Origin of the sequence: Pseudonocardia sp. HH130630-07 (assembly GCF_001698125.1) — a bacterium.
Classification (GTDB): domain Bacteria; phylum Actinomycetota; class Actinomycetes; order Mycobacteriales; family Pseudonocardiaceae; genus Pseudonocardia.
The window spans coordinates 1,017,248-1,030,022 of record NZ_CP013854.1 but is presented as its reverse complement, the minus strand read 5'-3'; the positions used below and the strand labels follow the sequence as shown (position 1 = coordinate 1,030,022).

7 protein-coding genes and 1 pseudogene are annotated in these 12,775 nt (G+C 71.2%); 5 read left to right on the top strand and 3 right to left on the bottom strand.

Annotated features, from left to right (window positions below; all coding sequences use genetic code 11):
* The first annotated feature begins 6 nt into the window (after positions 1-6).
* Together fxlM and AFB00_RS04950 are read left to right on the top strand one after the other, a co-directional pair.
* The gene (fxlM, locus tag AFB00_RS31365) at positions 7-1,992 is read left to right on the top strand and encodes a methyltransferase, FxLD system (RefSeq protein WP_231974219.1); all 1,986 of its coding nucleotides are present in this window, start codon (positions 7-9) and stop codon (positions 1,990-1,992) included.
* Entirely contained in the window at positions 1,989-3,056 is a 1,068-nt protein-coding gene (locus tag AFB00_RS04950; protein WP_156819378.1) for a hypothetical protein, read from the top strand. Before fxlM ends, AFB00_RS04950 begins: the two co-directional genes overlap by 4 nt.
* 171 nt (positions 3,057-3,227) lie before the next feature.
* On the opposite strand, the gene AFB00_RS04945 is transcribed toward AFB00_RS04950, so the two are convergent.
* Entirely contained in the window at positions 3,228-6,086 is a 2,859-nt protein-coding gene (locus tag AFB00_RS04945) for an AfsR/SARP family transcriptional regulator (RefSeq protein WP_068796243.1), read from the bottom strand.
* 249 nt (positions 6,087-6,335) lie between these two features.
* On the opposite strand from AFB00_RS04945, the gene AFB00_RS04940 reads away from it, so the two are divergent.
* The 3 genes and pseudogenes from AFB00_RS04940 to AFB00_RS35995 all read left to right on the top strand — a co-directional run bounded on the left by AFB00_RS04940 (position 6,336) and on the right by AFB00_RS35995 (position 9,547).
* On the top strand, positions 6,336-6,614 hold the full coding sequence (locus AFB00_RS04940) for a hypothetical protein (protein WP_156819377.1): 279 nt from the start codon (positions 6,336-6,338) through the stop codon (positions 6,612-6,614).
* Positions 6,615-7,463: 849 nt separating this feature from the next.
* Complete coding sequence (locus AFB00_RS04935) at positions 7,464-8,399, top strand: hypothetical protein (protein WP_068796241.1); 936 nt, start codon at positions 7,464-7,466, stop codon at positions 8,397-8,399.
* Positions 8,400-8,609: 210 nt separating this feature from the next.
* A pseudogene (locus AFB00_RS35995) lies at positions 8,610-9,547 on the top strand (IS5 family transposase).
* Here AFB00_RS35995 and AFB00_RS04925 read toward each other — a convergent pair.
* Positions 9,544-11,136 carry an acyl-CoA synthetase gene (locus AFB00_RS04925; RefSeq protein ID WP_068800018.1) on the bottom strand — a complete coding sequence of 531 codons (1,593 nt, stop codon included), beginning with the start codon at positions 11,134-11,136 and terminating at the stop codon, positions 9,544-9,546. The pseudogene AFB00_RS35995 and the gene AFB00_RS04925 overlap by 4 nt on opposite strands.
* Positions 11,137-11,200: 64 nt before the next feature.
* Positions 11,201-12,772 carry an adenylate/guanylate cyclase domain-containing protein gene (locus AFB00_RS04920; protein WP_068796240.1) on the bottom strand — a complete coding sequence of 524 codons (1,572 nt, stop codon included), beginning with the start codon at positions 12,770-12,772 and terminating at the stop codon, positions 11,201-11,203.
* Positions 12,773-12,775: the final 3 nt, after the last annotated feature.

The window sequence follows — 12,775 nt, the reverse complement described above, 5'->3', positions numbered from 1 at the left end:
GTCGCGGTGACCACGCTGCATCCGGCGTTGACCACGGCGACGGACCTCGTCGCGTGGTGGTTCATCCGCAAAGGCCCGTCCTGGCGGATACGCCTGCACCCGGCCGGAAACCCCGCCCCCGTCGTCGAGGCACTCACCTCGGCCCTGATCGCTTCCGGCCAGGTCGTGCGCGTAAGGACGCCGATCTACGAGCCCGAGACCACCGCGTTCGGTGGCCCGGACGGCATGGACCTCGCGCACGAGCTGTTCGCCGCCGACAGCGCCCACCTGTTGACCCACCTCGCCCGGACCTCCTCCGCTGGCCGGAATCCGCATCGTCGAGAACTGGGCGTGCTGCTCGGAACCCGGCTCCTGCGCGCGGCCGGGCTGGACTTCTACGAACAGGGCGACGTCTGGCAGCGACTCGCCGCGCACCGAGCGCCCGCCGACCCCCACCAGGAACCCCCGGCAGCGACCGTGCGCGGGGTGACGACACTGCTGACCGCGGCAGGCGACACCCCGCAAAGCCCGCTGCACGACGCACCCACCTGGAGCGCCGCCTTCGACTGCGTCGGCCAACAGCTCGCCGACCACGCCCACACCGGGGAACTTCACCGGGGCCTGCGCGCGGTGCTGGCTCATCACCTGTTGTTCCTGTTCAACCGGCTCGGCGTCCCCGGCGCCGAGCAACACCGACTCGCCTCCGCAGCCGCACACACCATCTTCGGGAAGGACCACCACATGCCCACCGTCAGCGCCCCGGCCGAGCAGCCCGCCGACGCCGAGCACCTGCGCGCCGCACTGGTCGAACACATCCGAGGCCGTGGCGGCTTCACCACCGACACAGTGGAACGCGCCTTCAGCCGCGTACCCCGGCACGTGTTCCTGCCCGGCGTCGACCTCACCGAGGCCTACGCACCTCGCCCGGTCATCACCAAACGCGGCGCGAACGGCGCCGCGCTGTCCTCGGCGTCGAGCCCCAACCTCGTCGCCGAGATGCTCGAACTCCTCGCCGTCACCCCCGGCAACCGCATCCTGGAGATCGGCGCCGCGACCGGATTCAACGCCGCGCTGTTGGCCGAGCTCACCGGCAAGCACGGCCACGTGAGCACGGTGGAGATCGACCAGGACCTCACCGAGGGGGCTCGCCACGCCCTCGACACCGCCGGCTACCCCGAGGTGCAGGTCCACTGCGGAGACGGCGCTCTCGGCCATCCCGACACCGCCCCCTACGACCGGATCATCGTCACCGCCGGAGCCTGGGACATCTCGCAGGCGTGGTGGGACCAGCTCGCCCCCGGCGGACGCCTCGTCGTCCCCGTGCGACTGCACGGAAGCGGCCTGACCCGCGTCCTGCCCCTCGACCACGACCCGGACGCCACCAGCTCCACCGACGACGGCGCACCGGTGTTGGTGGCGCGATCGGCGCTGGTGTGCGGGTTCGTCCCGATGCGCGGCACCGACGAGCATCCCGAAGACGTCGTCCGCCTCGACACCGACGTCGTCATGGCCGTCGAACGCTCCGACCGCCCCGACCCCCACGCCCTCGGCCAGGCCCTGAGCCACGACCCTCTCACCCGGTGGACCGGCGTCACCGTCGGTCACGACGAACCGGCCGAACACCTCGACCTCTGGTTGGCGACCACCGCCGACCCGTCCACGACCCTATTCGGACGGTTGCGCGTCGGACCCGACGCCCGCCGGGCCGGGATCGTGACCCCGGCCCTGCGCTGGGCCGGTGCAACCCTCTACCGCGACGGATCGTTCGCCTACCTCACCACCCGCCAGCACGACGACACCGCCGACGAACTCGGCATCACCGCGCACGGGCCCGACGCGACCGCCGTGGCCGACGAGCTCGGACATCTCCTCGGCCGGTGGGCCTGCGAACGCCCCGCGCAACCCACGATCACCGCCCACCGCGAGCACACCCCGCGCCCTTCCCGTCCGGAACCCGATGACTCCGGACCCGGCATCGTGCGGGAGACGACCCACTTCACCATCACGTGGTGAGCCCTGCGACCAGAGGCGAGCCGACGGCCGTGGCCGCTCTGCGCCGGTTCCCGCTCGTCGCCCGGCCACGGCTGTCCTGCGCTCCACTGCACAGCAGGCTCGCCGAGATCGCGACCCTTGTTCGCGACGCCGAAACCGTCGCCGATCCCGTTCCGCTGCTCGCGGTCGCCCACAACAAGGCGGCGCTGCTGGCCAGCGACCAGCAGCATCCCGACCTCGCCCGCGAGCTGTGCTGGCAGCATCACCGCCGCTACCCGCTCGCGCCCCGATCCGAACGAGAAGCCAGGTTCGCCCTGGAGCCCCTCGTCAACCTCGCTCGCCTCGCGCTGCGCCACGACGACCCCGACCACGCCATCGGCATCCTGAGTAGTCTCCTGCGCGGCGCCACTCACGGCGACGATGTCATCGTTGACGACGAAAAGGTACGACTCGACCACTCGCAGATGACTACCGATGCGCATCACGCGGTCCGAACCTGGCTATGGATGAGTCTTCTCCGAGAAGGAATACGCGGATTAACCGCCGCTGGCCGATGGGCCGACGCGCGGGCTCACGCAGAGTCTCATCGCGGGATAGGTGATCGACTGCTCGACGGACGCCAAGTCGCGGTCATCGCTTACCTCAACGAGGGGGAGATCGACCGTGCCAGCGAACTAATCCATGGCTCGACCGTGACTGAGCCCTGGGAACGCGCTATCGTCGAAACCCTGAATGCCACCGTCTCGCGAGGCCAGTCAAAGCCGCACGACCAGATGATCGAATGCTATCGAGCGACTCATCTTGACGAGCGCCACGCCTTCTTCACTGCAAGCCTCGGGCTTGCCGTGATAGACGTCGCCGGAGGCCCTCAAAATCCGTTCAGCTGTACGGTGATTGAAAGAGTCTACCGGCAGGCAGTCGTGTCGAACGACGCTTACGTCGCTCGACTGCTCGACTGTCATGCGATCGCTGATTACCTCAATGATAGCGAGAGGCGTTCTTTGAAGTCTATGGTTAACCGGTCAGGACTCCTCGAATCGGCTTCGCAGGACATCGCGAATGAAATTCGTCGAATGGTGGCCTGACTTGTGTCCGCGACTATGCGAAAGGTCGTCGCCGACGAACTGCTCAGATTGGGTTGCCGCTGTGCTCAAACATCGCCGACGCTCTCGCCTTCGTGTGGGCCGGCCTGACCGAGGGTTGTCGCTGGTCTGGGTGCTCCGAGATCATCTGTCGCTCGCTTCCGCGCCGCCCACTTAAGAGTTTGCGGACGTGACGAGGCGGCGCGTGCTCGGCTCGGGTTCGGTGTCGATCGCGGCCAGTTCGACCCGGAGTTGCTCGTAGGTGGAGCGCGCGGCGTCGCGGTCGTTGTCGCGCAGGTGCAGGGTGATCATCGCGCGGGTGACCGTTTCGTTGAGCGGTTCTTGTTCGCGTGCCCGTTCGAGCAGGTCCAGTGCGGCGCGGTGTCGTCCGTCGGCGAGTTCGATGTTGACGAGCTCATGGAGGACCTCCAGGTACCGGCGTCGGACGGTCTCACGGGCGGAGTGCGCCCAGAGGCCGGACAGGTCGGAGGCGAACAACCCGGTGTAGGCGGTGACGACACGGCGCAGTGCGGCGCGTCGGGCCTGGGGATCGGCCTCGGTGTGGTTCCTGGTGGCCTGTAGGGCCCAGACGTCGACGGCGACGAGGGCGGGGTTGAGGGTCCAGAGTGGCCCGGTGATGACTACCTCGGTGTTGTTCCGGTCGCCGGTGGTCTCGGTCAGGCTGCGACGTAGCAGGCTCAACGCGGCGTGGAGGTTGCTGTCGCGGCGTCGTGCGGTGGTGTCCGGACACAGGGCGGTGAGCAGCTGATCGCGGGTCGCGCCTTCGGGGTGCACCGCCAGCCAGGCGAGTAGCTCGCGGGCCAGGCGCGGGATCGACCCGATCAGTTTCCCCGGGCGCTGGCCCTCGGTGCGCTGTTCGCCGTCGGGTTGGGGCTGTCGGTAGCGCAGCTCGACCGGTCCGAGCACGGAAAGTGCGAACGGCAGCACGGGGCCGGGGTCGATCTCGATCTCGGGCTCGTCGGGCTCGGTTGCGCCGGCGTCGGGCGAGACCGGGGCCAATGATGTTCGGGCGTGGGTGGTCGGTGCCGGGGTGGGGTCGAGTTGGTGGGCGAGGTCGGCGGCGCTGGTGGGGTGGAGCCGCCACCCGGTGAGGTTGACGCCGTTCTCGCAGCGTCGGTGCTCGTCTACGACGTGCTCGGCGTCGAGGTCGAGGCAGGTGCCGGGCCACAGTCCGAGGAGCAGGGCCGCGGCGGCGACAGGCCCGGTGACCGTAGCCAGAGCATCTCTGAGGTGGTTACGGCCGCTGGTACTGATCGGTGCGGGCACGACCAGCAGACACGGGCGGTCGTCGGTGTCGTCGCTGCGGACGTAGTCGATGACCTGTTGTAGGCCGGTGTAGGGGTCGGGGACGACGTGCACGCGCTCGTCGTCGGCGTCGTCGAAGCAGGCCGTGTCCAGCTGTGGTGTGCCGGTGTCGTCGGTGGTGAGCGTGTCGAGCGTGGCGCGGGGCACCACGAGGTGCGCGGGGGTGTGGGCGTGCAGCCAGCGCAGGGCGGTACGGGCGACGGCTGTCGCGCCGGGGCCGTGGAGGCCGACCGCGCGGTGCGCGACGAGGTCGACCCATGCCCCGGCCGGGGTGGCGGGGTCGAGGTTGACCACCAGCTGCGGGCGTGCGGGCCGGTCGGTGCGGCGCCGGGAGCGCCAGGGCATCACGGTGCCGTCGGGGCCTACGGGCGCCAAGGGGCCGAGGGAGTCACCCCGGCCCCCGCTGTAGGGACCGGCGGGCGTGGCCGGGGTGGCGCCGGTGGTGGGGTCGGGTCCGCGCCATCGGTGCGGAGCCGACAGCACGCCATCGGTACTGGGCGGGGTGTGACTCGGCGGGGCCGGCGTCGCCGAGACCGGCGGGATGGTGATCTCCCGGATGACGTGGTGAGCCATGCTGTCGCGGGCGAGCGCATGTGCCCCCGCGATCGCCGCGCTCGGCATGATCGGCGCCGCCGACGACAGCGCGGACGCCGTGTCAGGCCCGGTCGCCGCGGGCGGCGCCGCCGCGGTCGCCTCATCAGTACCGGCACCGGTACTCGACGACGTCGGGGTTCTCGGGACGCTCGGGGTACTGGGCTGGTGTGCGGGGTTCCCGGTCGAGTCCGGCAGCGGCATGCCACCGGCGAGCGTGCCGTGCACGGGCGCTACGTCCAGTGCGCGTCGCGGCGCCGGAACCCCGACGTCATCGCCCGGGGGCGGCGGGGCGGTGCTCGGCTGTCCGCTCGCCGGGCTCGTCGCAGCGCTGAACGTCGGCGGCTCGGTGACGGGAACGGCGGCGAGTTCACGGGGGGCGACGGATGCGAGCCCGGACGGCGGTGGTGTGTCGGGCAGGTCGATCCGTGGGGCGGGGCCCTCATCGGGCGGGGGGCTGTCGGGCGGCTCGTGGGCCGGTGGCGGTGCTGGCTGGTCGAGCAGTGCCCGGCTGACCGCTTCGGCGGCCGCGGCGAGGTCGCGCCACTGCTCGACGAGGTGACGCTCGGCCCAGGTGGTGAACGAGGTCGCGGCGGGCCCGGTCCAGCCGCCCAGGTCTTTGAGGGCGGTGCTCAGGGTGTCGGCGGTGTCGGCGGCGAGATCACGACGGCGCCGCCACGCCGTCGCCGCGGTGTCACAGTCCCCACCGATCCCCGAGCCCAGCTCCTCCAGGCCGGTGGGCACGAGACCCGCGCCCCCACCTGTCCGGGCAGGCCCGGCGTTCGTGGCGTCCCCGCGCGCGCAGGCGACGAGCGCTGCCTCCTGCGCCATGTAGTCCGACAGCGAGGCATCCAGCGCGGCCGACGCCTCGTCCTGCACCCGCAGAAGCCCCGTGTGGTGGGCCTGCCACCGCCGATCGAGACCCGCATGCCAGGACGGCAGCACCGCGGCCACGAGCTGCCCCACCGCGTGCAACGGCCGCACCACAGCCGCAGGTGCCGGGCCCCCGCTGGCCTCGCCATCGCGGGCCGCGAGGTGGGCCTCGGTCGCGGAGTTGAGCAGCATCCGCATACCGACGACGGCATCGACGCTGACCGCGAATCCTGCGTCACCCATTAGGTGACACCTCCTCATGTGTCTACGTGAGGCACCTCTCTGTACTCCGCAAGATCGGCTGACGTGGGCCGATCAGAGCAACGCTTTGCAATCGCGAATCGCCTCCGCGAACCGGGCCCCGCGGCGGGGCCGGACCTGTAGCGGACCGGAGGAGTCCGGCCGCTGGGCGTGCCATGATGCGACCCGGACCGCTTCCCCCGGGCCACGCCGTGCACCTGATGCCGTCACCTGAACCCGGGGAGCAACACCATGAACGAGCGCGATCGCCGCCGTATTGAGCAGCTGCGAGCCGACCGGATGGCCGTCCGCGACGCCGCCGGAGTCGTCCGCTCCGCCCCCGAGCTGCAGAGCTGGCCCGGCCTGCACACCGCACGCCGCGCCGAGGAGCTGGGCGACCTGCTCGACGGCCTCGCCGAACACCTGCACACCCTCGATGAGCAGATCCGCAGCCACGTCGTCCGAGTCTGCACAGAAACACTCGGCCGACCCATGGACAACCCCACCACTCGCCGAACCCGCCGCCGCTGAGACGACCCGAGAAACGACCCGATGCCCACGCGCCGGGGGCGACGAACCCGCCGCAATCGAGACTCCCCTGACGCTGAAACACGTCTTTGACGCTGCGGTCAGAAAAACGACGTCACAGTATTGTCAGGCGCAGTCGAGAAAATGTCGAAACCGGCGAGAAAGACTCCCGGTCGACGTTAACGCACGAGCCGATGAAACATCGGTACACGCCTTGCGTGCGGGAGCCCGGAGTCGCTCCGATGGGCAGGATCGAACGGTGTAGATGTTGATCGGCCGTTGTGAGATCGAGGCACGTCGCCTACAGGGGCGCCTACGAGAGCGCCTACAGGGGCGTCTACGGGGGCGCCGTAAGCCGCCCCCGCGGTCACTGCTCCCGGCCTGGTCAGCGCCGCCCTGGGGTGGCCGGGCCCGCCCCGACTCTCGATAGAGGTAGCTGCATCCTCTATCGCGCCCCGGGCCGAACGCGCCCCGCACACCCTGCCCTTGTCCGAGTCCGCTTCATCACTCTTCCCCGCTACATCAACCGTTTCCTTTCAATTACTTCCACGGATAAATCCGTTAGCTTTCCGGTACTGGATCCACCCCGCGCGTTGGCCGCGCCCATTCGGTCGCCCATTCGGCAGTCATCGCCCATCCCGCCGAATGCGTCCCGGAAAAGACTCGGGCGGCAGCGACCTATACAGCAATGATCAACTAGCTGAAAATACTTACCTACCAATCGCCGAAAAGCATTGCGAACCCCCCGAAAAGCGACTATCGTTGTTCTTGCAACACCGGCCCGGGACACTTGTTTCCCCGGGCGACACCGCGAAAGTTGACTAAGTCGCACATTCCACGAAGGGGATAGCCATGCCCAGGTCTGCCAGCACCACCCGTCGGGCCCGTTCCGCGGCGACCGACACCAACGACACCACGACCACCGACGGTGTCGCCGTCGACGCGGCGGCCGACTCGGCCCCCGCGGTGGACGACACCACGACCGACACCGCGACCGACACCGCGACCGACACCGCGACCGACACCACGACCGACACCGCGACCGACGTTGCGGCCGGTGAGCCGGGCGACACCAACGGCGCCACCGACGCCACCGACACGGGCAGCGTCGATGATGCGGACCTGTCGTCGGCGACGTGGGCGGATGCGATCGTGTGGCTTGCCTTGCAGTCAGGTAGCCGCCCGACGATGCCCGAAGTTGTCGTGGCGCAGTCGGTGTGGGACGCGTTGCACGCGTCGCCGAACGTGTCCGCGCGGCGGATGGCGGCCGACGCCGAAGACCGCGGGGTCGTCTTGGACGTCGCCGCTGTCGACCGGGTGCTCACCCGTTTTCAGCGGGTCGGGATCGTGACCGCCGACCAGGACGGGCAGGTCACCCGGTGGGCGCCGGTCACCCCGGGCGCGATCATCGCCAACGCCCGTAAGGCCGCGACGATGGCGGCCAGCGGGGCGACGTCGTCGGCGACGGCCGGGGGTCGCCAGACCAACGACGGCGGGACCGCGCTACTGCCGGGTCAGCTCAAGACGATGGTCGCGACCCACTTGCGTGACCACGCGGGTGAGGATTGGTCGCCCGGTGAGATCAGCAAGGCGATCGGTGGCAAGAGTCCCGGGGCGATCAAGAACTCGGCCGACCGGATGGTCGACGCGGGCACGGTCGTGGTCACCGCGGACCGGCCGCGCCGCTACCAGTGGGCCGACGACGTCACCGCCGACGACACGACTGACGACACGGCCGATGACGCCGGGTCCGACAGCGAGTCGGACTCGGACACCGACGGGCAGTGACCGCACCGGGTGCGGGGGCCGGGCCGGATCCTGACCGGCCCGGTCCCCGCACCCCGGTCACGCTACAACCCGGGGGTACAGCATCCCGGGGAACCGATGTGAACGGCCCCGACTCGGCGTTGCACCGCCGGGTCAGGGCCTAGGGCGTGTCTCCCATATGGGTGTCCGGACTGCCGGCAGGATGAGCCGGTGAGTTCGTCGAGGTTCGCGCTGCTCTCGGATGCTCAGTGGCAGTTGATCGGGCCGCTGCTGCCCTCCAACGCCGGGCGGCGTGGGCACCCGTTCGGCGAGGATCGCCGCGTGGTGGAGGGGATCATCTTCCGATACCGAACCGGGATCCCCTGGCGAGATCTGCCGCGGGAGCAGTTCGGGCCCTGGCAAACGGTGTGGAAGCGACACCGCCGCTACGCCGCTGACGGCACCTGGGACACCGTGCTGGCCGCACTGTTGGCCCAGGCCGACGCCAAGGGCGAGATCGACTGGACGGTGTTGACAGGTGTCGGTGGACGCCACGATCAACCGGGCGCACCAGCACGCCACGAACACCACCCGCCCCGAGCAGGACACAGGGGGCACGGTCGAACTACACGAAATCCCCTGACGGGTTCATGCCCAGCCCGCTCGGCGGACCGCGAGAACCCGCAGGTCACGGCATCGGCCGTTCCCGTGGCGGGCTGACGACGAAGATCCATGCCGCGGTCGACCGGCGGGGCCGGCCGCTGGCGGTGGTGGTGACCGGCGGGCAGCGCAACGACGGCGCCATGCTCGAGCAGGTCCTGGCCGACATCCGCGTCCCCCGCCTCGGCGCGGGACGGTCCCGCACCCGACCCGACGCCGTGGTGGCCGACCGGGCCTACTCATCCGGGGTCAACCGGCGCGCACTGGCCCGCCGCTCGATCACCACCGTCATCCCGCAGAAACGCGACGAGATCGCCGCCCGCAAACGCCGCGGCTCCCTCGGCGGCAGACCACCCGGACTCGACGTTGAGACCTACAAGGGCCGCAACGTCGTGGAACGCCACTTCGCCCTGACCAAGCAGTGGCGCGGGCTGGCCACCCGCTACGACAAACTCGCCATCACCTATCGCGCCGCCACCGTCCTCAGCGCCTGCATCACCTGGTCACGCCTATTGGGAGACATGCCCTAGCCGTTCCCGGCGATGCCGGAGTGCTCGGCCCGCAGCTCGCGCTTGAGGATCTTGCCGGAGGGGTTCTTCGGCAGCGCGCCGGCGAACACGACGTACTTGGGGCGCTTGTAGCCGGCGAGGCGCTCCCTGGCGTGCGCGTGCACCTGGTCCTCGGTGAGCGTCACGCCGTCGCGGGGCACCACGACCGCGGTCACCGCCTCGATCCAGTGCGGGTGCGAGACCCCGAACACCGCGACCTCGGCGACGCCGTCGAGCAGGTAGAGCGCCTCCTCCACCTCCCGGGAGGCGACGTTCTCCCCACCGGTCTTGATCATGTCCTTCTTCCGGTCGACCACCGAGAGGTAGCCGTCGGCGCTCATGACGCCGAGGTCGCCGGAGTGGAACCAGCCGTTCCGGAACGCCTCGGCGGTCTTGTCCTCATCGCGGTAGTAGCCGCGCGCGGCGTGCGGGGACCGGTGCACGATCTCGCCGACCTCGCCGGGCGGCAGCTCCTCGTCGTCGTCGCCGACGACCCGGGTCTCGGCGTTCAGCGAGGCGCGGCCCGCGGACCCGGCGCGCTCCAGCTGCTCGGCCGGGGACAGGATCGTGGCCAGCGGCGACATCTCGGTCTGCCCGTAGAAGTTCCACAGCGCCACGTCGGGGAGCCGCCGGGCCAGCTCGTGCAGCACCTCGACCGGCATCGCGGCCGCGCCGTAGTAGCCCTTGCGCAGGCTGGACAGGTCCCGGGTGTCGAAGTCCGGGTGCCGCAGCAGCGAGATCCACACCGTCGGCGGGCAGAACAGCTTGGTGACCCGCTCCCGCTCGATGGTCGCCAGCAGGGTGGCCGGGTCCGGCGCGGGCAGGATGATGCTGGTCGCGCCGAGGTAGACGTCGACGGAGAAGAAGCAGTCCAGCTGCGCGCAGTGGTACATCGGCAGCGAGTGCAGCTCGACGTCGTCCGGGGCCATGCCGCCGTCGACGATGCAGGAGACGTACTGCGACACCAGCGAGCGGCTGGTGAGCACGACGCCCTTCGGCCGGGACTCGGTGCCCGAGGTGTACATCAGGCGCAGCGGGTCGTCGTCACCGACGGCGACGTCGGGCTGCCCCGGGTCGCCGGTCCCGGCGATCCACCCGTCGAGGTCCGGCCAGTCCCCGCCCGCACCGATCCGCACCCGGACCGGGACCGGCACCTGGGCGAGGGCCTGCTCGGCGGTCGGGACCAGCGTGTCCTGGACGACGAACGCCCGCGCCCCGGAGTGGTCGAGGATGTAGGCGATCTCGCCGGCGGTGAGCATGAAGTTGACCGGGACGAGCACGACGCCGAGCCGGGCGGTGGCGAACACCAGCACCCCGTACTGACGGCTGTTGCGCGACAGCAGCGCGAGCCGGTCGCCCTTGGCCAGGCCGTGGCCGGCCAGCGCGGCCGCGCAGCGGTTCACCGCGGCGTCGAACTCGGCGAACGTCCAGCGGGTGTCGCCGTCGACGACGGCGGGCTTGTCCGGGTAGCGCAGTGCCGTGCGGTGCAGCAGGTCACCGACCGAGTGCCGGCGGGCCCGCGTGAGGGCGGCGATCGTCCGTTCGCTGAACTCCGGGGCGGCGCTGCTCATGGCGGCATCGTGCCCGACGGCGGTGGCCGGCGTCACGTCCTGACGGGGGCCGCCGCCCGGTTGGTCAGGACCCGGTCCGGACGCCGTCCGACGTGCCCGAGCCGTCCGGGGCCGGCTCCCCGTCCCCGCTCGGGACCGGGGTGCAGATCCCGGTCGGAGCGTCCCGGCCGCGCAGCGTGACCGGTTCGCCGGACCGCCACCGCGCGGCCTCGGCACCCGCGGCGGCGACCGCCCGCTCGGCGGCGACCACGCCGCCCGGCACCGACTTCGCCAGCTCGGTCAACCGGGCCGCCTCGTTCACCGGGTCGCCGATCACCGTGTACTCGTAGCGGCGCGGGTCGCCGATGTTGCCGGCGACGGCGTCCCCGGCCGAGACCCCGATCCCCGCCTCGATCTCCGGCATCTCGGCCTCCAGCCGGGCACCCAGCCTGCGGGCCGCGACCAGCGCGGCGCCGGGCGCGTCGTCGAGGCCGGTGGGGGCGCCGAAGACGGCGAGCGCGGCGTCGCCCTCGAACTTGTTGATCCAGCCGCCGGACCGCTCGACGCACTCGACGACGAGGCCGAAGAACCGGTTGAGCACCGCCACGACCTCCTCCGGCGGGCGGCGCTCGGCCATCGCCGTCGACCCGACGAGATCGACGAACAGCACCGCGACCGGGCGGAGCTCGCCACCGAGACGGACCTCGTCGCCCCGGGCCGCCGCGGCCTCGGCGACGTCCCGGCCGACGTGCCTGCCGAACAGGTCGCGGATCCGTTCGCGCTCGCGCAGGCCCTCGACCATGCCGTTCGTCCCGGCCTGCAGCTGCCCCAGCTCGGTGTTGTCGTAGACCGGCACCCGGACGTCGAGATCGCCGTCGGCCACCCTGGCCAGCGCCCGGCGCACCGAGAGCACCGGATCGGCGATGGCCCGGGCGGCACCGATCGTGGTCAGCAGACCGGCGCCGATCGCCGTCCCGCCCAGGGCCAGCATCGTGATCCCCAGCTGGGTGGGCGAGGAGTCGCCGAAGACCAGCGCGAGCAGCCCGGCGAGCATCAGCCCGGCGACCGGGACGGCGGTGCCCAGCGCCCAGAAACCCACCGACCGCATCATGACGCCGGTGACCAGGCGCCGCCGGCGCGGCGGGCGGCCGGACAGCACCCGGGCCGCCGCACGTCGCAGCATCCGCTCGACCAGCAGGAACGACAGCGCGCAGGTGGTGACCCCGCCGATCGCCACCGTCGCCGTCACCGAGAACGCGAGCCGCCCCGAGTAGCGCACGTTGAGCAGGCAGAACAGCACCGCGGCGAGGAACCAGAGCACGGCGACCACCGAGGTGATCCGGCCCGGGGCGTGCAGCACCAGCCGGCGTTCGGCCGTCTCCGGGTCCGCGGAGCGCCGGCGCACGGTCAGCGCGCGGCGGCCGAACCAGATCCCGATCGGGAGCGTCACGAGCAGGTAGCCGACGAGGACGACGAGGTTGACCAGCCGGATGCCGACCGCGTCCAGCAGCTCCTCGCGGGGCAGCACGAAGGCCGCGAGCACCAGGACGACCGCCGCCCCGCCGACGTTCGCCGTCGTGACGACGAGTGCCAGCAACGCGCGGACCGACAGACCGACGACCGGGCGCCCCGCCCGGGCCTGCCGTTGCTCCGCCATGCG